23 protein-coding genes are annotated in these 21,224 nt (G+C 64.6%); 1 reads left to right on the plus strand and 22 read right to left on the minus strand.

Going from position 1 to position 21,224, the window contains the following annotated elements:
- Positions 1-286: 286 nt before the first annotated feature.
- From O3669_RS02715 to O3669_RS02780, 14 genes are all read right to left on the minus strand, one after another.
- Positions 287-1,408, minus strand: coding sequence for a hypothetical protein (locus O3669_RS02715; RefSeq protein ID WP_371523599.1), 1,122 nt, complete (start codon positions 1,406-1,408; stop codon positions 287-289).
- 196 nt (positions 1,409-1,604) lie between these two features.
- Positions 1,605-2,726 carry a hypothetical protein gene (locus O3669_RS02720; protein WP_371523548.1) on the minus strand — a complete coding sequence of 374 codons (1,122 nt, stop codon included), beginning with the start codon at positions 2,724-2,726 and terminating at the stop codon, positions 1,605-1,607.
- Positions 2,727-2,911: 185 nt separating this feature from the next.
- Positions 2,912-4,144 (minus strand): hypothetical protein, encoded by a 1,233-nt coding sequence (locus O3669_RS02725; RefSeq protein WP_371523549.1) that lies wholly within the window; start codon positions 4,142-4,144, stop codon positions 2,912-2,914.
- 146 nt (positions 4,145-4,290) lie between these two features.
- Positions 4,291-5,382, minus strand: a complete 1,092-nt coding sequence (locus O3669_RS02730) for a hypothetical protein (RefSeq protein WP_295967052.1) — start codon at positions 5,380-5,382, stop codon at positions 4,291-4,293.
- A 156-nt stretch (positions 5,383-5,538) separates the two neighbouring features.
- Positions 5,539-5,751 carry a hypothetical protein gene (locus O3669_RS02735; protein ID WP_371523550.1) on the minus strand — a complete coding sequence of 71 codons (213 nt, stop codon included), beginning with the start codon at positions 5,749-5,751 and terminating at the stop codon, positions 5,539-5,541.
- Between the two features lie 225 nt (positions 5,752-5,976).
- A complete protein-coding gene (locus tag O3669_RS02740) occupies positions 5,977-6,168 on the minus strand; it encodes a hypothetical protein (RefSeq protein WP_371523551.1) in 192 nt (63 codons plus the stop codon).
- Positions 6,169-6,249: 81 nt separating this feature from the next.
- A complete protein-coding gene (thiL, locus tag O3669_RS02745; RefSeq protein WP_295967046.1) occupies positions 6,250-7,245 on the minus strand; it encodes a thiamine-phosphate kinase in 996 nt (331 codons plus the stop codon).
- Positions 7,246-7,293: 48 nt separating this feature from the next.
- Positions 7,294-8,142 carry a TrmH family RNA methyltransferase gene (locus tag O3669_RS02750; RefSeq protein WP_371523552.1) on the minus strand — a complete coding sequence of 283 codons (849 nt, stop codon included), beginning with the start codon at positions 8,140-8,142 and terminating at the stop codon, positions 7,294-7,296.
- Between the two features lie 3 nt (positions 8,143-8,145).
- The gene (rplT, locus tag O3669_RS02755; RefSeq protein ID WP_007587751.1) at positions 8,146-8,526 is read right to left on the minus strand and encodes a 50S ribosomal protein L20; all 381 of its coding nucleotides are present in this window, start codon (positions 8,524-8,526) and stop codon (positions 8,146-8,148) included.
- A 27-nt stretch (positions 8,527-8,553) separates the two neighbouring features.
- Positions 8,554-8,748, minus strand: a complete 195-nt coding sequence (gene rpmI / locus O3669_RS02760) for a 50S ribosomal protein L35 (RefSeq protein ID WP_005871559.1) — start codon at positions 8,746-8,748, stop codon at positions 8,554-8,556.
- Between the two features lie 36 nt (positions 8,749-8,784).
- On the minus strand, positions 8,785-9,450 hold the full coding sequence (gene infC, locus O3669_RS02765) for a translation initiation factor IF-3 (protein WP_295920200.1): 666 nt from the start codon (positions 9,448-9,450) through the stop codon (positions 8,785-8,787).
- Between the two features lie 308 nt (positions 9,451-9,758).
- Positions 9,759-10,526, minus strand: coding sequence for an SseB family protein (locus O3669_RS02770; RefSeq protein ID WP_371523553.1), 768 nt, complete (start codon positions 10,524-10,526; stop codon positions 9,759-9,761).
- A complete protein-coding gene (locus O3669_RS02775) occupies positions 10,526-11,248 on the minus strand; it encodes a HisA/HisF-related TIM barrel protein (protein ID WP_371523555.1) in 723 nt (240 codons plus the stop codon). Before O3669_RS02775 ends, O3669_RS02770 begins: the two co-directional genes overlap by 1 nt.
- Positions 11,245-11,892 (minus strand): hypothetical protein, encoded by a 648-nt coding sequence (locus O3669_RS02780; protein ID WP_295967039.1) that lies wholly within the window; start codon positions 11,890-11,892, stop codon positions 11,245-11,247. Before O3669_RS02780 ends, O3669_RS02775 begins: the two co-directional genes overlap by 4 nt.
- Positions 11,893-11,985: 93 nt before the next feature.
- Between O3669_RS02780 and O3669_RS02785 the strand changes: the two genes are divergently transcribed.
- Positions 11,986-12,216, plus strand: a complete 231-nt coding sequence (locus O3669_RS02785) for an RNA-binding S4 domain-containing protein (protein ID WP_295920191.1) — start codon at positions 11,986-11,988, stop codon at positions 12,214-12,216.
- Positions 12,217-12,265: 49 nt separating this feature from the next.
- Here the strand turns inward: O3669_RS02785 and dnaE are convergent, their stop codons facing one another.
- The 8 genes from dnaE to ftsZ form a co-directional block, all read right to left on the minus strand.
- The gene (gene dnaE / locus O3669_RS02790) at positions 12,266-15,808 is read right to left on the minus strand and encodes a DNA polymerase III subunit alpha (protein WP_371523556.1); all 3,543 of its coding nucleotides are present in this window, start codon (positions 15,806-15,808) and stop codon (positions 12,266-12,268) included.
- A 108-nt stretch (positions 15,809-15,916) separates the two neighbouring features.
- Positions 15,917-16,822: an RluA family pseudouridine synthase gene (locus tag O3669_RS02795; protein ID WP_371523600.1), complete on the minus strand. Its 906-nt coding sequence runs from the start codon at positions 16,820-16,822 to the stop codon at positions 15,917-15,919.
- An 8-nt stretch (positions 16,823-16,830) separates the two neighbouring features.
- Entirely contained in the window at positions 16,831-17,334 is a 504-nt protein-coding gene (gene lspA, locus O3669_RS02800; protein WP_371523557.1) for a signal peptidase II, read from the minus strand.
- Positions 17,335-17,404: 70 nt separating this feature from the next.
- Complete coding sequence (locus O3669_RS02805) at positions 17,405-17,977, minus strand: DivIVA domain-containing protein (RefSeq protein ID WP_371523558.1); 573 nt, start codon at positions 17,975-17,977, stop codon at positions 17,405-17,407.
- A gap of 172 nt (positions 17,978-18,149) precedes the next feature.
- Positions 18,150-18,461: a YggT family protein gene (locus tag O3669_RS02810; protein WP_371523560.1), complete on the minus strand. Its 312-nt coding sequence runs from the start codon at positions 18,459-18,461 to the stop codon at positions 18,150-18,152.
- Positions 18,462-18,469: 8 nt separating this feature from the next.
- Positions 18,470-18,943: a cell division protein SepF gene (locus tag O3669_RS02815; RefSeq protein ID WP_314769114.1), complete on the minus strand. Its 474-nt coding sequence runs from the start codon at positions 18,941-18,943 to the stop codon at positions 18,470-18,472.
- A 178-nt stretch (positions 18,944-19,121) separates the two neighbouring features.
- On the minus strand, positions 19,122-19,880 hold the full coding sequence (locus O3669_RS02820; RefSeq protein WP_371523562.1) for a polyphenol oxidase family protein: 759 nt from the start codon (positions 19,878-19,880) through the stop codon (positions 19,122-19,124).
- The gene (ftsZ, locus tag O3669_RS02825) at positions 19,880-21,130 is read right to left on the minus strand and encodes a cell division protein FtsZ (protein ID WP_371523563.1); all 1,251 of its coding nucleotides are present in this window, start codon (positions 21,128-21,130) and stop codon (positions 19,880-19,882) included. Before ftsZ ends, O3669_RS02820 begins: the two co-directional genes overlap by 1 nt.
- Positions 21,131-21,224: the final 94 nt, after the last annotated feature.

The raw sequence follows: 21,224 nt of genomic DNA on the forward strand, positions 1-21,224 counted from the left end.
GGGCGGCGCCAGAAGTTGGGTCGACCCCAGCCGGGGACGGTGCAGGTATCTCGCTGCCGGTAGTTTCGCTATTGTCAGTACTCACGACTCGCTCCTCACGATGCGTTGATGGTCCGGGGCCAGCATCGGGCGACAAACACACCAATACCAACCACCAGTCAAAAAGACGTGCCCATGATCACACACCACCAACCGAGAGTCAAAGCTGTGTCACACTACGGATACGACGCGCTCCCCGACCGCCAAGCGATCGAGGAGCGCGACAGGTCGCACATGCCGGGGGACCTTAGCGGGTGAAACTCACCTCGAAGTCGGGCTTACCATCCTTGTCGAGCTTGAGCACTTGGTTGTCATCGAGCTGCGCGCGAATCTCCACCTTGGCCTCCACGTCTTGCGTGCCTGCCATGTAGTACTTGTTGGAGGACGTCACCGTGAAGACGACAGTCGCGCGAAAGAACGTCGGCTGCTCCTCGGACACCGGCGCCAGCGCCTTCGGCATTGAGCCGCCCGTTACCGCGGTGACGGCATCGCTCTGGATCGCAAATGGGCACCAAGACTTCTGGTTGTCCGGAATGGTCGAGCAGGTGTCAACGGCCCGTTGCCCCGCCTCGATCGCGGCCGCCGTCAGCTTGGTGTTGTAGGTGGCCTTGAGAGTTACGACGTTGTCTCTGCCACCCAGCCCATCATCGAGGACAGAAACCGTCTCGGGGTTGGAGTCTGCATACTCGCTCGCCGCGATTGGCGTGAACGTGTAGACACCGGGGTAGAAGAGGTAGTCTTTCTCCTGGTCGTTACGGCCCGCCGCGGACGCATCGGCATTCACGCCGCCGACGCTGAACTGGGCGTATCCCTCGGCGTCAACGCTCACCCGCCCGGTCAGAGAATCCTTGACTGTCCAGTTATTCAGAACGCCCATCGTCGACGGCCCCTTCGTCACGGTGAAGGCGTGGGTGAAGCGTTCCCCGTTGACCTGCATGGTGGCGGTCACCATGCGCGTATCAGAACTGTCATTCTTATCGGCGACCACGTCCTCGACGACCAGCAGCGAGATCGCCGAAGCCATCACGTCGTCGGTCAGAAAGACGCGCTGATCATTATTCACTCCGGGATCGACCATCGCCGTCGCCGCGCTCGCCTTACCGGCGGCCAGCAGGTCCAGGTATTTGCGCACCTCGGCCTCGGGCGTGCGAGAACTATTCATCACCTTGATCGCCACCACACCAGCAATCACCAACACCACGAGGACGCCGACCAGAGCCCCAATCAGCTTCACGCGCTTCTTCCCCACAGCGGACACCGGCGCAAAAGCCACGCCTCCCCCGGCTGGCGTCGGCGACCCAGTAACCGCAGGGGTCGCAGGCGGAGCCGGTATCGGAGCCGCGCTCGCATCATTCTTGTCAGTGCCCATCATGCACTCCTCACAACGTTTGACATTCAGCAGCCGAGAGGCGGCACACTCTGTGATTCCGACCATCCGACCACTTGGGCGTGCCTAGTATCACACCACGGTCCTCACCAGTCAAAGACTGATCACAGTACGGATAAGCGGTGCCCATCGGTACCGTACGGAGAGCTACTCAGGTACCGACCATCTGTGAAGGCACCTAATAGCGGAAGGTGAGTGTGACGTCCGGTTTGCCGTCGGCAGTGAGCGTCAGCATCCCCTGATCATCCATTTCTGCCTCAACGATGACCGTTGTTTCTACTTCTCTCGTTCCGGTGGCGGAGGTAAGCTCGAAGACCATATCTCCTTCAAGCGTTCTGTCTGTCAGTCTGCGTGTGCTGAACTCGGCAGGCAGCTGCTTGATGACAACAGATGTCGCCGACGACGCACCGATCGCGTCGGGGCATCGGCTTGAGCTACTCCACTGACCAGGGACACAGGAGTTGATGCGTTCGCGAATCATCTCGTTCACCTCGTCCTTGAACTTGTCGGTGAAGGTTCCCACAAAGGTCACGTCGTCGTTCCCGCTGCCGATCGACGTACTGCGAACGGCGTCCCGAACGGAGACGGTTGCGGGATAGGCCTCGACGTACTCATTGGGCGCGACGGGGGTAAATGTGTAGACCCCGGGGTAGAAGAAGAAGGAACTCGAGCGCGACGCGACGCCACTTCGCCCCACCGACGCGCTGACGGATCCGACTGAGAACTGGTCAATTCTTTCACCGTTGACACTCACGGGCACCGCGAGGGAATCTGTGATTGTCCAGTTGTTGAGGAGGCCCATCATCGCCTCATCCGCTGTCACAGTGAAGGTGTGGGTGAAGCGTTGGCCGTCGACCGTCATGGTCGCGGTGACCTCGGCGATGTTGGAGTCCTCGCCGCTTGTGTCGGCGACCACGTCCTCGACGACCAGCAGAGATGTGGCCGAGGCCATGGCCTCGTCGGTGAGAAACACCCGCTGGTCGTTACGCACGCCGGGGTCCACCATCTCCGTCGCTTCGGTACCTTTACCGGCGGCCAGCAGGTCCAGGTACTTGCGCACTTGCGCCTCGGGCGTACGAGAAGTATTCACTACCGTGATCGCAACGACGCCAGCGATGGCCAGCACAACGAGGACGCCGACCAGGACCCCAATCAGCTTCACCCGCTTCTTCCCCGAAGCGGACATCGGCGTGAACGCCACGCCTCCCCCAGACGCCGTCGACGGACCCGGAACCGCCGGGGTTTCGGGCGGTGCCGGTATCGGAGCCGCGTTCATGTCGTGGTTCTGGACGTCCATCATGTTCTCCTCCCGAGATGTGGCATTCCATGGCCGGTCTCAGGCCACAATCAACACATCCCTTTATTCGACCACAAAGACCTTCCCAGTGTGACATCACGCGCGCACCCAGCCACACAACGATGAGAGAGCGGATACAACTGTGCTCCCCGGTCACCAAGCGACCGGGGAGCACATATTGCTGGCGATTACTCCGGTGCGAACTCCACCCAGAAATGCGGCTTACCCGACGCGTCAAGCGAGAGCTTCCCGTCTACGTCGAACTCGGGGGTCGCAATCGCCGTCGTCTTTATGTCCTGGGTCATTGTATCCGCAACCCTCTGAATTCTGAAGGTCACGTCGCCCTGAAAGCGATTGGGTTCCCACTGACCAGGTTTCAGTTCCGTCGGCAGCTTCTTGACCTCAAGGAGCGAGAGGGTACGCGACTGCAGGGCGAAAGGGCAGACGGCGTCCAGGTTTCCGGGCGGGGTGACGCACGAGTTAGCCTGCGCCACGACCGCGTCGAGCGCGGCAGACAATAATGCGTCAGAGTACGTCGACTCGACCGTCACGTTCACGAGTGGATCCGCACCGTATTGGTACTCGGTTCGCGTCGCCCTGAGGGTGGCCGGCTCGGCCTCAATGTAATCCCCAAGGTCGGCGGCGTTGACCGTGTAGACACCCGGATAGAACATGTAGGTCGGGGACGTGAACGGGAACGAATCGTAGTCGCTGACGGGTGCGCTCACACCACCGACGCTGAACGTGGAGACACCCTTGATTCTGACGGCGACGGGGGTCATGAGCGCATTCCGAATCTTCCAGTTCTTGATGACACCCAGGGTCGGTTTCACCTCCGACACCTCGAAAGGGAAGGTGAAGCGGATGCCGTCGACCAGCACGGTGGCGTCAACGATATGCGTCTGCGCGTCCGAGTCTGGGTTCCTGTCGACCACTTCTTCGACTCGCATCAGTGAGCTTGCCGAGGCCATGACCTCGTCCGTCAGGAAGACGCGTTCACTGTTGGGGATCCCGGGATCGACCATCTCAGTTGCCGCGCTCGCCTTGCCCTGCGCGAGATAGTCCAGGTAGCGCTGCACCTCCGCCTCGGGCGTACGCATGGAATTCGCGAGCACGAAGCTACCGAGAGCCACACCGACGAAGACCACCGCAACGATGACCGCAAGCACGACGGGACTGACACGCTGACGCGACGCCGACTGGACCGGAGCACCACCAGGGTATGGAGCCGCGGCTCCTGGGGCTGACATTGCAACCGGTGCGGCCACCTGATAGTGCCCATATCCGGGCACCGGTGTAGCTGCCTGCGACGGAGGGGACGGAACCGCTGAGAGCGTCGGCGGGTCGGGGACGGGGTCGAAATCCATGCCAGAGGAGGGCCGAAACGAGGCCCCCGTCAGGTCATTGTGTCTTGCATCCATTGCGCGCTCCTTACGACGTCCAGGCGTCACGTCACGGGAAGGCGGCCAGGCACTTCCTCGGCAAACGGTTACCGTGACAGGGTAAGAATTAGCACCGTCCCAAACCTCCGTCAACACCCGTCAGCAATGACTATTACTTGTTATATTCACGAAGAAGGCGAATCCCCTGACGACGATGGAATGCTGAGCATGACGGAGATGACGGGTTTTCCGTCAATATCGGTAACCGGAACTCCTGCGTCTGAGAGCTCGACCGTGGCTGTAGTTTTAATGATGAGATCACGGGGCTGTGCGCCCAACGCAGCACCTGACGTATCCCGCACGGAAATCACAGCGTCGGATCCTACGTAGCTTCCCTCCTTGCTGCCATTTTCCACCGTTGCGGGGAGGGTGGACGCAACCAATTCGCTGATGTTTGCCGAGCGCACCTCTGAGGGGCATCCCGCTTTCATGTTTGTACCGAGCGTTGCACATTCCTGGACGGCTCCACGCATGGCACGAAGCGCCTCACCTCTCAGCTCTGCATTGAGCGTCCCATCGAAATGTACCGACGCGGTTTCATAGGACGACGAACGCGCCCCGTTTTCGATCACGACGGTGGCCGAAGGCGCATCGACATAGGCGCCCAGCCCTTCGGGCTTAAACAAATAAACGCCCGGAAATAGCACATACTCTGTGGGTGTGGTCTGGTCAGCCCCCACGGGGGCAACGACACCGCCAACGCTAAATTCGTTGACACGTGTACCCGAAACAGGAATCGTGACGAAGAGTCCATCGCGAATCTTCCACACGGATGAATCACCCTCACGTTTCTCCCGTCGGTCAACCGTAAAGATGTGCGTAAAACGATGCCCGTTCATCCGGAGGACTGCCGTCACTGTCTTGCTATGGATATCAGAACTGCTGTACTTGGGTTTACCCACCGATTCGATCTCGAGCCGAGCGGATGCTGAAGACAGTACCTCATTGGTCAAAAACTGGCGTTGATCATTGGGAATTCCCGGGTCAACCATCGCCAAGGCACTCGCCGCGTCACCCTCGGCAAGATAGGTCAGGTACTGACGAACCTCCCCGTCGGGTGTCCCCTGGATCATCTCAACAACCCACACGACTGGGGTCATCAAGATGCTGAAAAGTATCAGGGAGGGCAAGAACAATAGGGCGATGAGTTTCTTTCTCCGTTTCGGGTCCATTCGCATGAAGGAAACGAGCCACCACCCCAGCTTGGATTGAGCCATCGGTACCCCATACTGCGGGCCAGACATCTGAGTCCTCATTGACACCACCCTCACATACTCGCTAACTATAGTGTGATGGTAGCCTACTACACCCCCCAGACCGCAGGCGAACCGCACCACGCATATCGCGATTCCACGCTCCCCTTTCAGTACTTCTCAGCGACTGGCGAGCGTGATGAGAACCCTCGGAATTCCATCCTCGTTCAGCTGGGGGATCCCCGCCTCGGTCAGGGGAACCTGCGCGTAGGGAGTGACCGCCACGGCGCGTTCGCCGGACCCGGACGTGCTGCCCGATTCGCTGATCGTCACGAGCGCGTCGGAGCCGGTGAAACTCCCACAATCCGTGTCGGTGGCAAGCATGGACGGCATCACGGACACCCCCAGAGCAGTCACGTTCGGGGAGCGCAGCGCAGCTGGACACGACGCATCCGTGTGTGATCCCAGCGTTGCGTTCACGAATGCTCGCGACGACAAGCGAGCGTTCGACGGCGGGTCATCGATGGATTCAATGACGAGGGTGCGCTGAACCAACTCCGCGTACGGGTGTCCCGCATCGTCCTCATCGACGTTTCTGACCCTACTTGGTGTGCCGCGTTAGCTCGCGTCGTCCTCTTCCTGGGTGATGACAGGAAGCGCCTTGGTCGGGGGCACGGGCGACTCGCCGCGCAGGAACGGCAGCGACAGGCCAGCGGTGGCGGGGATCTCCTCGGAGGATTCGGCGAGCTTGCGAGCCACGCGCGACATCGGACGGGACGAGGCCTGGGGTCCCTCGGGCGAAGCAATCATCCTGACGTTCTCCAATCGTTGATGGTGCGACCGCTGCGAGCACACCGCCCCTGTGACGGGGCACCAGCGGCCTACATCACACTAGTGTACGGACTCAGGATCGAAATGGTCCCACGCCCCGCGCAGAACCTCCTCACCGAGCATCGCTGCGGGCGTCTCCCCGTCCCGGCATGCGCGCGTGCGCCCGACGACGCGGAACCCCTCGGGCAGGACCGCATTGGGCGGGAACGCCGCGAGCATCCCATGTTCTTCACCGCCCTGGAGCACCCACCACACGGGGTCGGCCTGGCAGACCTGAGCGGGAGCCTGGAGCAGCCGCGCCTCCGCCTCGAGGGCGGGCCGGTCGAACTCGATGACGAGGCCCGAGGCCTGTGCCATGCGCCGTGCATCAGCTGCGGGTCCGTCGGACAGGTCCATCATGGCCGTGGCACCGGCGGCCGCTGCTGCAACGCCCGACCCCAGGGGCGGGTGGGGCGCACGGTACGTGTCGATAAAGGGCGCGAGGTCGCCCAACTCCTCGGAGCCTCGCGCGCTGGGATCCACGTAACCACCCTCGAGCAAGTCCAGACCTGCGTAGGAGAATCCGAGTGTGCCGCTCACCGCGATGACGTCGCCGGGCTGGGCACCGTCGCGACGCACGATCGGACCCGGGCAATACCCGAAGGCAGTGATCGAGATGACCAGCTTCTCCCCCGCGCTCAGATCCCCGCCCACGACGCCGGCGCCGACCTCCCGGGCGCGCTCACCCAGGCCTCGTACGACATCAAGGAACACCTCGGCGTCCATGTCGCGCGGGGCAACCACCGAGGCGACGAGGCCCGACGGGCGCCCACCCATCGCATCGATATCGGCGAGGTTCTGTGCAGCCACGCGCGCGCCCACCTCGTACCCGGTCGACCACGACAGGTGAAAGTGCTGATCCTCGACCATGACGTCCGTCGTCACGATGAAAGACCCTTCGGGGGCACCGATCTGCGCGCAGTCATCCCCGATGCCGATGATAGTGCGCTCCCCGCGCGGGAAAGACTCACGGAACTGAGACACCAACTGGGCCTCGGACAGGTCAGAAAGCTTCATGCGCCCCAGCCTAGTCGCGCGCGCCACGATGCGCCGCGATAGACGGGCTCAGCTATTCATTCCCCGCACGGTCTGCGAGGCGAAAAGACACGTGGCCGCCGCACTGGCGACATTCAGGGATTCCGCGTCGCCGGTCATCGGAATCGACACGAGGGAGTCGCAGGCACGCATGTCGGCGCCGGACAGGCCCTTCGCCTCGTTACCAAACACCCACGCGTGCGACTGAGACAGACGCGAACGACCCGTCACCCCCTGGACGAGCATCGCGGCCATGTCCACCGACCCCGCTCCCCCGCTGGTTCCGAGCAGGGCCGCGCTGCGGCCGTGAACGAGTGCGCGGGCATCCTCGAAGGAGGATGCAACGCACACTGGAATGTGGAAAACAGACCCGGCGCTCGCGCGCACAACCTTCGGGCTCGTGACCTCCACGGTGCCCGCGACCGCAATAACGCCGGAAGCTCCAAAGGCATCAGCCGTCCGAATGATCGTGCCAACGTTGCCCGGATCGCGCCCCTGAGCGAGAACGACGAGAGTCTCCCCCTCCGACGGGGGCGGCAACTCGCGAGACACGGCTCCCAGCGACGCCACCGCGCAGATGCCCTGCGAATCGCGCGAGAGGGCGGCGGAGACCTCGTCGGTCACGGGATGGACCCACCGGGTCGCACGCACCGCGGCATCCACGACGTCCGGGTGCGTGTCCCATGCATCCTGCCGCACGTACACGTCGCGCACCGCGCCGGGGCAAAAACGCACAAGTTCGCGCACGGCCTGAGGCCCCTCCACGAGCATCAGGCCAGAGCGCGAACGCGCCGAGCGCCCGACCAGACCCGACACCCTGCGCACGCGATCAGCGCGGGGATTATCGAGAATGGGCAGGCGCTCGGAAAAGGAGCTCACCAATCAGGCCTTGGGGGCGTTGATGTCGGCGGGCAGCGCGTCCTTGGCAACCTTCACCAGGGCGTTGAACGCGTTGATGTCGTTCACGGCCAGCTCGGCCAGCATGCGACGGTCGACCTCGACGCCGGCCAGGTTCAGGCCCTGGATGAGGCGGTTGTAGGTCAGGCCCTGGGCGCGGGACGCAGCGTTGATGCGCTGGATCCACAGACGACGGAAGTCGCCCTTCTTGGCCTTGCGGTCGCGGTAGGAGTAGACGAAGGAGTGAGTAACCTGCTCCTTGGCCTTACGGTACATGCGCGAGCGCTGGCCACGGTAGCCGGAGGCCTGCTCGAGTACGGTACGACGCTTCTTCTTGGCGTTGACAGAACGCTTAACACGTGCCATTTTCTACTGTTCTCCTCTAACTCGAGCTCACTTGCCCAGCAGACGCTTGACGCGCTTGACGTCGGCGGTCTCCAGGACCTGGTCGGTGGCCAGGCGGCGGGTCTTGCGGCTGGACTTGTGCTCCAGCAGGTGGCGGGCGCCGGCCTGCTCGCGCATGATCTTGCCCGAGCCGGTCGTGCGGAAGCGCTTCTTAGCACCGGAATGAGTCTTGTTCTTCGGCATTTCTATTCCTTCGTTGTGAGGCGATGAGTATCGCCGTCAGTCCTGTTCGTCAGCCTTATCGGCTGCCACTCGGGCCTGGTCCTTGCTGGCGCGCTCGGCGCGCTTGCCTCGGCGTTCGGCGCGCTCGGCCTCGCGGCGCTTACGCTGCTCGGTCAGGGCGTCGGCCTTGCGCTTGGTGGGGGCCAGCACCATCGTCATGTTGCGCCCGTCCTGACGGGGCATCGACTCGACGGTGGCGAGGTCACCGATCTCCTCGGCGAGGCGCTGCAGGAGGCGAACGCCGGCCTCGGGGCGAGACTGCTCTCGACCGCGGAACATGATCATGACCTTGACCTTGTCGCCGGCGGACAGGAAGCGCTCCACGTGGCCCTTCTTGACGCCGAAGTCGTGATCGTCGATCTTGAGTCGGAAGCGGATTTCCTTCAGCTGCGTGTTCGCCTGGTTGCGGCGAGCATCGCGTGCCTTCTGGGCGGCTTCGTACTTGTACTTGCCGTAATCCATGAGCTTTGCGACGGGCGGCTTGGCGTTCGGCGCAACCTCAACCAGGTCGAGCCCGGCCTCTTCGGCCAGACGCAGCGCGTTCTCGACTCGGACGACGCCGACCTGTTCACCTCCGGGTCCCACGAGGCGAACCTCGGGGACTCGAATACGCTCATTGATGCGAGTCTCGCTGATGAGCGGCTCCTTCCACAGAATCCTTATGCGCGAAACGAAAAGCCTCCGTTACGCGACGCGCACGGAGGCTTCCACTGGGTCAGCACACGACCGTGCTGACCGCTAGAACCCGATCCCCTGCGCAACGCCTCGTGGGCGGCATCCTCTCAGTTGAGAGGCGGGTATCCAGGTGGGATTTCTCCGCTTGCGTTCCGGGCATACGCCCAGACGGTCGGGTCTACTCTACCAGAGACGCCCAGTCAGTGCCAGGTCAGGGAGCATTGCGCGCCTCACGCTCGGGTTCGACGAGGCCTGGGCTGGCCCAGTCGGTCGGGCGCGGCGCTGCTATCTCCCACTCAGGCAAGTATCGGCACGATCTCCACACGGTCCGCTGACGCGATGAGGCGGGGGCTGGCTCCCAGGGCGTTCAGGGCGCCCGACAGCGTCTGTCTCATCGCCGAGGCATCGGCCCCCTGGGCAAAAGACGCGCGGTCCACGGACACGAGAACGCGCGTGAGGCCGTCGCCCGCGTAGGCAATCTCAACATCGACGATGGCATCGCAGGCCGAGGAAGACTCGGACAGCAGGAGCACGCGCAGGGCTTCATCGCGCCAGGCAGGCAGCCACTCGTCTCCTTGCGCGAGCGCAGCGACGGCGGGACGCGGCAGCAGCACCGCGTCGGTCCCGGGGTTGACGACGATGCGCCCGCCGGTCTCGACCAGGGCGGTCAGGCCGATCGTGCGGAAATCCAGAGCCATCGGACGGTCGCCCGGGCGGTGGGCGGACAGGGCCTGCGCCGACGAATAGATCGCGAGCGCCTCCCCCGCGGGGGTCTGAGCCCGCACGAAGTCGATGGGGTTATGGCCGTTCTCACCGGCGTGCACACCCGTCACGCGGGGGTCCGGCTCCACGTCAATGGGGACGATGACGCGCTCGAAGACGAGGGCGTCAACAAGGGCTTCCAGGCGGGCCGCTCCCGCATCGGTGCCCTCCCCCATCGCTAAGGCGGCGCTTGTGCGCGGCAGGCCCTGGCCCACGTCCGCGCGGTCGTGACTCATCATCGACAGGCGCTGGGCCAGGCGATTCTTCTGCTCCTCGGACAGGTTGGGCATTGCGCCAGCCATCAGCACTCCTCGTATCCGGCGACAACGAGCGCGTCTTCCAGGGAGAACGCGCCCTGGTACAAGGCCTTGCCGACGATCGCACCGTCGATGCCGAGGGCGCGCAGGGCCTCAATGTCCGACAGCGAGTTGACGCCCCCCGAGGCAATAATGCGCGCATCAGTCGCGTCAGCAACCCGCGCCAGCAGATCACGGTTCGATCCGGTCATCTGCCCGTCGCGCACCACGTCAGTGACGACCACGCGCGCAACCCCGACCTCGTTCAGGATGCGCAGAGCCTCCCACACGTTGCCGCCCTCGCGCGCCGCCCCGCGGGCCGACAGGCGATCCCCGCGCACATCCAGGCACACGGCGACGCGCTCGCCGAACGCATCGATGGCCTCACAGACCTCGTCGATACGCTCGAGGGCCTGAGTCGCCACGTTGACGCGCTCCGGTCCCATCGCCAGGCCAGCCTCGATGGCCGCGCGGCTCGTGATACCGCCCGACAGCTCGACGCGCACGGGAACCTCGCTGATCACCCGAGCCAGCAGCGCCGAGTTGTCGCCCCGGCCAAAGGCCAGGTCCAAGTCCACCAGGTGCACCCAGCGAGCCCCGGCCTCGTCGAAGGAACGGGCCACATCGATCGGCGACCCCCACGAGCCCGCGTCAACCGACCCCGACGACAGGCGCACGGCCTGCCCGTCCGTCACGTCGATGGCGGGAAGAAGCTCCAGCAAGCTCATGACTGCTTGCGGCGGAACCAGCCGAGCGGGCCGCCACCCTGGCGCGAGCCGTCGGCGCTCACCGAATCCGAATAGTCGCAAGGAGTCGTGCGGCCCAGCAGCAGATCCTCCGTCGCCGGCGGCATCGCACCCAGGAGCAGGCCCGCAGGGATCGTCTCCTCCGGCTCGCCACCCACGTAACGCTGCGCGGAAATCCGACCCGAGACGCCCGGCTCCACGCCGTCGCCCTCCACCAGCCAGCTCATCAGGGCCACCGCCCCGTACTTCGACAGGCGCGACACGGCGCGCGCCACGCGATCGACCGTGTCGGGCATCGGGCGCTGACCGGTCAGGAGCGCGTCGAGCTCCTCCTCGTCCGTCGGCGTCGTCTCAACGCGCAGCCACACGGCCGTCCACGGCTTGAGACGCACGATGGACTCTCGGACACCCGACAGCACCAACAGCGAGTGCAAAGCCTCCGGGTACGCGATCGGGGCAAGCACCAAAGCGACCGACAGGCGGCCCCCCTCCAGGTGCAGCGACTCGTCAACGGGAGTATCGTCCGGGTCGAGTGTCGGCTGGGACGAGGACGACGTCCCCGTCTCCCCCAGCGATGCGACCAGCGACTGGAACTCCGCATCGATATCGTCGTTGTGAGCGCTCACCGCTCCTCCTTATTGTCTGTCTCTCCCACCAAGGATACTGTGCATACACGCCCTCGCGCGTCATGCACTCTCCACCAGCGAAAGGACCCCATCATGACAGTGCCCACGATCCCCGTGCGCGGAGCTATCAAGCTCGGGCAATTCGTCAAGCTCGCCTCCCTGGCGGAAGACGGCGCGCAGGCCCGCGAACTCATCCAGGCCGGGGACGTGACCGTCAACGGCGAGGTGGAGACGCGCCGCGGACACCACCTGAGCGCGGGCGACCTCGTCGAGGTCGACGCCCCCTGGGGACGCGCCGCCGCGATCGTCGGCCCCGCCTCCTAAGCACGCCCAACGACGCGAGCCGGGTCCCACCGGGGCCCGGCTCGTCGTCTCAGGATGAGGTCACGACCCCGCCCGCGCCGACGACAGCCTTAATGTGGCTGAAGAAGGCGCTCGTTTGCTCGACGCGCAGCTTCGGATCCAGCTCGACGACCGTCGTGCGTCCCGGCTCCGTCAGGTGCAGGCGCACCGGGGACCCACCCGGGTAGGACTCGAGGACCGCGCGCAGGTCAGTCAGGAGCTCGGGCGTGCACCTGGCAGCCGGCAGGCGCAGGTCGAGGGGCAGGTCCGCACCGCCCGACAGATCCAGGAGGGTCATCGACTGACCGTAGATGGTCATGCCCTCCTCGCGCACGTTCACCTTTCCTTCGATCTGGACGATGATGTCCTGCGCGAGGTAGGTCTGAATCGACTCATACGAGCGCGGGAAGAAGAGCACGTCCACCGAGCCCGACAGGTCCTCGATCGTCGCAATAGCCCACGCATTACCCTGCTTCGTCACCTTCGTCGTCACGCCCGAGACCAAGCCCGCGATCTTGACGATGCGATCCGCCATCGCGCCCTCCGAGCCCACGACCTGCGCGATCTCGTAGTCCTGGTGGCGGGCCAGCGCCGCCTCCACGCCGCGCAGCGGGTGGTCGGAGACGTACAGGCCCAGCATCTCTCGCTCCGCCGCCAGCTTCGTCTTGCGATCAAACTCAGGCAGGTCCGGAATGTCGATCGTCAGGCCCGAGCCGGAGTCGTCGTCCTCGCCCAAGGCACCGAACAGGTCGAACTGTCCGATGGCCTCGTTGCGCTTGACGTCGATGATCGCGTCCACGGCCTCGTCGCAGCGCGCGAGAAGGGCGCGGCGCGTGTGCCCCATCGAGTCGAACGCGCCGGCTCGGATCAGGGACTGGATCGTGCGCTTGTTGCACACCACCTGCGGGACCTTGTCCAAGAAGTCCTGGAACGAGGCGAACCGCCCCTTGTCGGCACGGGTTTCCACGATGGCATCGACAACCGGGCCGCCCACGTTCTGGATGGCGTTCAGACCAAAGCGGATCGCCTCGCCGTCAGGCGCAAAGTTGCCCATCGACGCATTCACGTCCGGGGGCAACACCGTGATGTCCATGTGGCGGCACTCCGCCAGGTACAGGGCGCGGCGGTCCTTGTTGTCCTTCGTCGAGGTCAGCAGGGCAGCCATGTACTCCGTCGGGTAATTCGCCTTGAGGAAGGCCGTCCAGTAGGAGACGAGGCCGTAGGCCGCCGAGTGCGCCTTGTTGAAGGCGTACGCGGAGAAGGGAACGACGACGTCCCACAGGGCCTTGATTGACTCCTCGGAATAGCCGTTGTCCACCATGCCCTGGCGGAAGCCCTTGAACTGCTGGTCCAAGACCTCCTTCTTCTTCTTACCCATGGCCTTACGCAGAATATCTGCCTGACCCAGCGAGTAGCCCGCCAGCTTCTGGGCGATCTGCATGACCTGCTCCTGATACACGATCAGGCCGAAGGTCGTGCCCAGGATGTCCGCAAGCGGCTCGGCGAGCTCCGGGTGGATGGGCGTGATCTCCTGACGCCCGTTCTTACGCAGCGCATAGTTCGTGTGCGAGTTCGCGCCCATCGGACCCGGACGGTACAGGGCGCCCACGGCCGAGATGTCTTCGAAGTTGTCGGGCTTCATGAGCTTGAGGAGGTCGCGCATGCCGCCGCCATCGAGCTGGAACACGCCGAGGGTCTCGCCGCGTCCCAACAGCTCGTAGGTCTTCTTATCGTCGAAGGTCAGGTGATCGAGGTCCGGGTCCGGCTTACCGTTGAGCGCGATGTTCTCAAGCGCGTCGGACACGACCGTGAGGTTACGCAGGCCCAGGAAGTCCATCTTGAGCAGGCCCAACGTCTCACACGTCGGGTAATCGAACTGCGTGATGATCGCACCGTCCTGCGGGCGCTTCATGACCGGGATGATGTCGGTGAGCGTGTGGGAGCTCATGATGACCGCGCAGGCGTGCACGCCCCACTGTCGCGTCAGGCCCTCCAGGCCGAGCGCATACTGGACGACCTCGTGCGTGTCGGGGTTCTCCTCGTAGAACTTACGGAACTCCGTGGCCTCGGCGTAGCGTTTGTCCTTCTCGTCGAAGATGCCGTGGACCGTGATGTCCTTGCCCATGATCGCCGGGGGCAGCGCCTTGGTGAGCTGCTCACCGACCTTGAAGTCCTTGCCGAGGATACGAGCGGAGTCCTTCAGGGCCTGCTTGGTCTTAATCGTGCCGTAGGTGACGACCTGGCTGATGCGGTCCTCGCCGTACTTGCGCTTGACGTAGGCAATGACCTCGTCGCGCCTGCGTTCGTCGAAGTCGACGTCGAAGTCGGGCATCGAGATTCGTTCGGGGTTGAGGAATCGCTCGAAAATCAGGCCGTGCTCGAGGGGGTTGAGCTCGGTGATCTTCAGGGCGTAGGCCACCATCGAGCCCGCGCCCGAGCCACGGCCCGGTCCCACGCGGATGCCCTGGGACTTCGCCCAGTTGATGTAGTCGGCGACCGTGAGGAAGTAGCCGGGGAAGCCCATCTTGATGATGACGTCTTCCTCGTACTGGGCCTGCTTGCGCACGTCGTCGGGGATGCCGTTCGGGAAGCGGTCGCGCAGGCCTCGCTCGACCTCCTTGATGAACCACGAGGTCTTGTCTTCGCCCTCGGGCACCGGGAAGTCGGGCATGTAGTTGGCGCCCTCCTTCGTGGTCGTGAAGTGCACGTCGCAGCGCTCGGCGATCTCGAGGGTCGAGTCGCAGGCGCCGGGCAGCTCGCTCCACAGCGCACGCATCTCGTCCGAGGAACGGATGTAGTAGCCGTCGCCGTCAAACTTGAAGCGATCAGGGTCATTGATGCGCGAGCCCGAGTTGATGCACAGGAGCGCGTCCTGGATCTTGCGGTCCTCGCGCTTGACGTAGTGCGCGTCGTTGGTGGCAACGAGGGGCGCGTTCATGAGCTTGGCAATCTCGAGGACCTGCTGGTGGGTGCGCCGCTCGATGTCGATGCCGTGGTCCATGACCTCGACGTAGAAGTTCTCCGCCCCGAAAATGTCGCGCAGCTCCGCGGCCTCAGCCACGGCCTCGTCCCACTGCCCCAGGCGCAGGCGCGTCTGCACGGCGCCCGAGGGGCAGCCCGTGAACACGATGAGGCCCTCATGGAACTGGCTGAGCAGCTCCTTGTCTGCGCGAGGCCACTTGCCGAACTGGCCGTCCGTCGACGCATAGGACCCCAGGCGGAAGAGGTTGTGCATGCCCGTCGTGTTGTAGGCGACCAGGGTGAGGTGGTTGTAGGAACCGCCGGCGCTCACGTCGTCGGCGCGCTGCCACGGCTCACCCCACAGGACCTTCTGGCGATCGAAGCGCGAGGTCCCCGGCGTCACGTACGCCTCCAGGCCGATGATCGGCTTAACTCCCGCGTTCTTGCAGTTCGTGTAGAAGTCGAAGGCACCGAACAGATACCCGTGATCCGTCAGGCCGATCGCGGGCTGCCCGAGGCGCGCGGCCTCCTCCGCCATCGCTTTCGTCTTCGCCGCTCCGTCGAGCATCGAATACTCGGAGTGGTTGTGAAGGTGCACGAAGGAATCAGCCATGCGTCGATTCTACTGTCCGGGGCGCGCGCCGGGCCGCGCAACTCCCACCCCCGGCGGTCGTTCATCTCACGGCTTCATCATCGACGAGGCCGGGGCGGGGCTGGCGGGTCAGGCGCGGGGGTGGCGCAGCTCCTCGAGGGCGGCGGCCAGGTCGGGCGGGTAGGGGCTGGACACGCTCATCGGCATACCCGTGCGCGGGTGAGCAAAGCCCAGGCGCACGGCGTGCAGCCACTGGCGGGTGAGCCCCAGACGCTCGGCCTGCGTGGGGTCGGCGCCGTAGAAGGTGTCGCCCACGCAGGGGTGGCCAACGGCGGCCATGTGGACGCGAATCTGGTGAGTGCGTCCCGTCTCCAGGTGTACCTCGGTGAGCTGGGCGCCCGCCATGAGCTCGAGGGTGTCGTAGTGGGTCACGGCGTGCTTGCCGCCGTCGATCACCGCCATGCGCCACTCTCGCGAAGGGTGGCGCCCGATGGGGGCATCGATGGTGCCCGAGGCTGGGTCGAGATGCCCAGCGACGACGGCGTGGTAAATCTTGTCGATCGTGCGTTCCTTGAAGGCGCGCTTCATGACCGTGTAAGCCAGCTCGGACTTGGCGACCATCATCGCACCCGAGGTTCCCACGTCGAGGCGGTGGACGATGCCCTGGCGCTCGGGCGGCCCGTAGGTGGTGATGCGGTAACCCGCGGCCTCGAGGTTTCCCAGGACCGTGGGGCCCTCCCACCCCGGACCCGTATGTGCGGCGACACCAACCGGCTTGTCGACGACGACAATGTCCTCATCGTCGTACAGGATCGCCATGTCGGTGACCGGCGTCGGCTTGGTCTCCGGTTCGGGGATCGTGACCTCGATAATGTCGAGAGCGCCCAGACGCTCCGACTTTCCGGCCGCGACACCGTTGATGAGGACGTGCCCCTCCCCTGCCAGCTCCGCGCAGCGCGAGCGCGACAGGCCGAGCATACGGGCCAGTGCGGCATCCACCCGTTCGCCCACCAGAGCGTCGGGCACGGGGAGCATACGCGAGCTCACTTGCCCTTCTCCTCTCGGGGCTCGCGCCCCAGCGCAACTGCCAGCAAAGCGGCACCCAGCACAATCCAGATATCCGCGACATTTCCGACGAACCACGTGCCATAGGCGATGAAGTCGGTAACGTGACCAACGCCGAAGCCGGGATCCGCGGTCAGCCTGTCGATGAGGTTGCCGACCGCGCCGCCCATGAGCGTTGCGATCGCCAGAAGCGAGAAAGGCCTACGGACTCGAATCGCAAGCACAGCGAGGAAGCACATGATGATGAGCGTGAAGACGGTCAGGACCCATGTCCTGTCCGCTCCGAAGGAGAAGGCAGCGCCCGAATTGTGCACAAGCCGCAGCGACAACAGCTCGCCCACAATGGGGCGCTCAATGTCGCCGACGAGAGCGCCGCGCGCCCACGCCTTCGAGGCTTGGTCCGAGACGACCGCGACCACCGCCAAGACGACGGCCCAGATCCACGTCGTGCGTGTGATGAGCGAACGAGTTGAGTCAGCCATGGTTCCCTATCTTAAAGGACCGGCGGCGGCGCACCGCAGGGTGCACCGCCGCCGGGAAAGAGATATGCGATCAGTTCTCGCCGTTGCCGACCTCGTTGAGGAGGGACTCGAGGTGGGTGCGCAGGTTGGTCCGGTACTCGGACTCGAAGGTACGCAGGCCGTTGATCTTGTTCTCAAGCAGCTCGCGCTCCTGCTCGAGCTGGTTGAGAACGGAGTCCTTCTGCTTCTGGGCGTCGGCGATGATCGACTCGCGCTGGGCGTTGGCCTCGGCGATGATCTTCGCGCTCTGCTCTTCGCCGTCGCGCACGTACTCGTCGTGGACGCGCTGGGCGAGGGCCAGCATCGAGGTGGCAGACTCCGCATCCTGGGGGCTGGACAAGACCGGCGCCGCGGGGGCGGGGGTCTCGACAACCGCGGGGGCGGGGGTCTCGGAGGGGGTGAACTCGGAGTTGGACAGCTCGGCCACGCGACGCTCGGCGGCCTCCAGCTTCTCCTTGAGTTCCTGGTTTTCCATCTGCAGGGAGTAGATGGTGGAGACTACCTCGTCAAGGAACTCATCAACTTCGTCCTGGTCGTATCCCTCGCGGAACTTGACGTACTGGAACTTCTTGTTGAGCACATCCTCGGTGGTGAGCAGGGCCATTTCTTCGCCTCTCGGTCGTTTCGATTGGACGCGCGGATCCCGCACGCCTGGACGACCGGGAAGGCCGCCCGCTATCACGTCACAAAAATAATAACTGATATTGTCACACTAGCAACATTCATCACGGCTGGAGTGTCGTTTATGTGCGACCTCTCATGCCGAAATTTAATGCCTATTGGCTAATAAAAAAGAGAACGTTAACCAACCGCTGCGCAACAATGAGAACCAGGAACAACAGCATAAAACCGACATCGATCGCCATTCCGCCGCCCAGGCGCAGGGGCGGAACGAAGCGCCTCAACCAGCGGATCGGCGGGTCGGTCAGGGAGTAGAGAAGGTTTGCCACAACCAGGAAGGGGCCACGCGGGCGCCATCCGCGCACGAAAAATTGGACCCAGTCCACAATGACGCGCACGAAGAGCGCCAGCATGTAGAGGTTGATGAGGACGTTCAGCCCCCACGCAACCCAGTTCACGACGATCACGGGTGAACTCAGCCCTGGTTGTAGAGAGAGCCGCGGCGAGCCGAGGAAGCGCTGTCGCCGGTGACCTCAACCGAAGCCGGGGAGAGCAGGAACACGCGCGCCGTGACGCGCTCGATGACGCCGCGAAGGCCGAAAGTCAAGCCGGCGGCGAAGTCCACGAGGCGACGGGCCTCCTCCTCACCCATATCGGTGAGGTTGATGATGACAGGGGTGCCATCGCGGAAGGCCTCGCCGATGGTGACGGCGTCGGAGTAGGCGGTGGGGTGGATCGTCACGATGCGAGTGAGATCCTCGGAGGGTTCTTCGCGCCGGATGGCGGTCAGCGTCGGACGGGAAACGGGAGTGATATCGGCCACTGGAGCCACCTCTTCCACTTCGTCGACCTCTTCGAAGTCCTCGAATTGATCAAACTGGTCGATGGGCTCCTCGGGCGAGACCCAGCCCATGAACTTACGTGCTCGTGCACCGAACGAATCGCTCATCATTCCTCCTTCTGCCGATGCATAGCCACAAGCTACAGGCGCTTGACGGTTGCGCGCTGCAGGGCGCTCGGCGCGTCGCGAGGAGGGCACCAATAAGGGAAGACACGCATGCCCCGCGGGGCGCAAAGCAGTGACAGCACTGCGATTCTCGCTCACCTTCGCAGGTGCGACGTATCGGTTAGACGGGAACGATGACGAGCGCTTGACGCCCACAGCCAGAATCGCGGCGATACGAGAAAAGGGCTTGGTCCTCGAGGGTGCAGCGCGGGTCTGTCACAACACGCACGCCGAGGGCGCTCAACGAAGCTGCCGCTGCCGCCGGCAGATCGAGGGAGGGCGTTCCCCACGAGGTGCGCGTGCGAATTCCGGGCATGGACGACTCACTCTCAGAGGCCATCTGCTCGGGCACCTCGTAGCAGCTCCCGCAGATCGCGGGGCCGATAAGGGCTTCGATCGGCCCATCGGTGCGTGCACGAAGAGCAGCCACCGCCTCTGACAGAATCCCCCCGAGGAGGCCGCGCCGACCGGCGTGGACGGCGGCGACGACACGCCCGTCGGCAGCCGATAAAACGACGGGCAAGCAGTCGGCGGTCTGTACGGCCAGCGCGGGCCCGCCTCGCCACTCGCGCGCGTCGATGACGACACCGTCGGCCTCCACCGGGCCCCACTCCCCCGTCGCGGGACGCCCCAGCGCAACACCGGAACGAGCCAGCACAGGCCCCTGCTCGCCGCGGGCGATCACCTCGACGACGGTCGAGTGCGTCTGGTTCATCCAGACGACGTCCCTGCCGAGCAGATCGGCGAGCGCGCGACGCCTGCCACGAACGAGTTCCTCGCGGTCGCCGACGTGTAGGCCCACGTTGCCGCATAGCGCACCGGTGCCCGGGTCCACCTCGGTGAGGTGGACCCGGGCACCGGCAAGAAGCTGCGTTGTCATCAGCGCAGGAAGGGCGGGATGTCCAGCTCTTCCTTTTCGGGGGCCTCGGGGTAGATGCGGGGCACCTCGAAGGAGTGGTCGGACTCGTTCTCCTCGTACTCCACGGCGGCGGGAGTCTCCACGGCGGCCGGAGCAGCCTCGCGCACGGGCGCGGCCACGTTCAGTCGGTGCTGCGGGCGACGCGTGGGCAGCTGGGTGATACGCGAGGTCTCGGGAGCCTTGGCTTCGGGAGCCGACGAACGCTTCTGAGCGACGGGCGCGGAGACGCGAGAGGCAGCGGCGGGACGCACCGGGGCCACCTCCGCGACATCGTCGAAACCGGCCGCGATGACCGTGACACGAATTTCGTCGCCGAGGGTATCGTCGACGACAACACCGAAGATGATGTTCGCCTCGGGGTGGACGGCCTCGCGCACGAGCTGCGAGGAGGCGAAAACCTCCTGGAGGGAGACATCGGAGCCACCCTGGAAGAACATGAGCACGCCGTGGGCGCCGTCGATCGAGGCCTCGAGCAGCGGGGAGGAAATCGCACTCTCGACCGCGCGCAGCGCGCGATCCTCGCCGGTGGCCGCGCCGATGCCCATGAGGGCCGAGCCGGCGTCCTTCATGACGGACTTGACGTCGTTGAAGTCAACGTTGATCAGGCCCGGGGTGGTGATCAGCTCGGTGATGCCCTGGACACCCGAGAGCAGCACCTGGTCGGCAGCACGGAAAGCGTCGAGCACGGAGATGGAGACGTCGGAGATCTCGAGGAGACGGTCGTTCGGGATGACGATCAGCGTGTCGACCTCTTCACGCAGCGTGGTCACGCCGCCCTCGGCCTGCGCCGCGCGGCGGTTTCCCTCGAAAGAGAAGGGGCGGGTGACGACGCCGACCGTCAGCGCGCCTGCCTCGCGGGCCACGCGGGCCACGACGGGGGCCGCGCCCGTACCGGTGCCGCCACCCTCGCCGGCGGTCACGAAGACCATGTCCGCGCCCTCCAGCGCGGCGGCGATTTCGTCAATGTGGTCCTCCGCAGCCTTACGGCCGACGGCGGGATCCGCACCGGCACCCAGGCCGTGCGTCAGTTCGCGGCCGATGTCAAGCTTTGTCTCGGCATCGGACATGAGAAGAGCCTGCGCGTCAGTGTTGACCGCGATGAACTCAACGCCCTTGAGGCCGACCTCGATCATTCGGTTCACGGCGTTAACTCCGCCGCCGCCGACGCCGACGACCTTGATCACTGCCAGGTGGTTTTGCGGTGTCGCCATGGATGTCTCCCTTGCATCAGACCCTCAACCTCTAGTTGAAGGTTGATGTTTAATGTGCTTCGTGTCGGAAAGAAATTAGGGGTCCGCGCGTGAT

The organism is Pauljensenia sp. 20925_1_34, assembly GCF_041432775.1.
GTDB lineage: Bacteria > Actinomycetota > Actinomycetes > Actinomycetales > Actinomycetaceae > Pauljensenia.

Coding starts and splice junctions, on each gene's coding strand:
- O3669_RS02730 (WP_295967052.1), bottom strand. CDS start 5,382: ATGGCTCAATCCAAGCTGGGGTGGTGGCTCGTTTCCTTCATGCGAATG.
- lspA (WP_371523557.1), bottom strand. CDS start 17,334: ATGGCTGACTCAACTCGTTCGCTCATCACACGCACGACGTGGATCTGG.
- O3669_RS02815 (WP_314769114.1), bottom strand. CDS start 18,943: ATGAGCGATTCGTTCGGTGCACGAGCACGTAAGTTCATGGGCTGGGTC.
- O3669_RS02795 (WP_371523600.1), bottom strand. CDS start 16,822: ATGCTCCCCGTGCCCGACGCTCTGGTGGGCGAACGGGTGGATGCCGCA.
- dnaE (WP_371523556.1), bottom strand. CDS start 15,808: ATGGCTGATTCCTTCGTGCACCTTCACAACCACTCCGAGTATTCGATG.
- thiL (WP_295967046.1), bottom strand. CDS start 7,245: ATGAAGCTTTCTGACCTGTCCGAGGCCCAGTTGGTGTCTCAGTTCCGT.
- O3669_RS02735 (WP_371523550.1), bottom strand. CDS start 5,751: ATGCCGTCCATGCTTGCCACCGACACGGATTGTGGGAGTTTCACCGGC.
- O3669_RS02785 (WP_295920191.1), top strand. CDS start 11,986: ATGACAGTGCCCACGATCCCCGTGCGCGGAGCTATCAAGCTCGGGCAA.
- O3669_RS02720 (WP_371523548.1), bottom strand. CDS start 2,726: ATGATGGACGTCCAGAACCACGACATGAACGCGGCTCCGATACCGGCA.
- rpmI (WP_005871559.1), bottom strand. CDS start 8,748: ATGCCGAAGAACAAGACTCATTCCGGTGCTAAGAAGCGCTTCCGCACG.
- O3669_RS02805 (WP_371523558.1), bottom strand. CDS start 17,977: ATGGCCCTGCTCACCACCGAGGATGTGCTCAACAAGAAGTTCCAGTAC.
- O3669_RS02715 (WP_371523599.1), bottom strand. CDS start 1,408: ATGGGCACTGACAAGAATGATGCGAGCGCGGCTCCGATACCGGCTCCG.
- O3669_RS02775 (WP_371523555.1), bottom strand. CDS start 11,248: ATGAGCTTGCTGGAGCTTCTTCCCGCCATCGACGTGACGGACGGGCAG.
- O3669_RS02725 (WP_371523549.1), bottom strand. CDS start 4,144: ATGGATGCAAGACACAATGACCTGACGGGGGCCTCGTTTCGGCCCTCC.
- ftsZ (WP_371523563.1), bottom strand. CDS start 21,130: ATGGCGACACCGCAAAACCACCTGGCAGTGATCAAGGTCGTCGGCGTC.
- rplT (WP_007587751.1), bottom strand. CDS start 8,526: ATGGCACGTGTTAAGCGTTCTGTCAACGCCAAGAAGAAGCGTCGTACC.
- O3669_RS02770 (WP_371523553.1), bottom strand. CDS start 10,526: ATGGCTGGCGCAATGCCCAACCTGTCCGAGGAGCAGAAGAATCGCCTG.
- O3669_RS02820 (WP_371523562.1), bottom strand. CDS start 19,880: ATGACAACGCAGCTTCTTGCCGGTGCCCGGGTCCACCTCACCGAGGTG.
- O3669_RS02740 (WP_371523551.1), bottom strand. CDS start 6,168: ATGATTGCTTCGCCCGAGGGACCCCAGGCCTCGTCCCGTCCGATGTCG.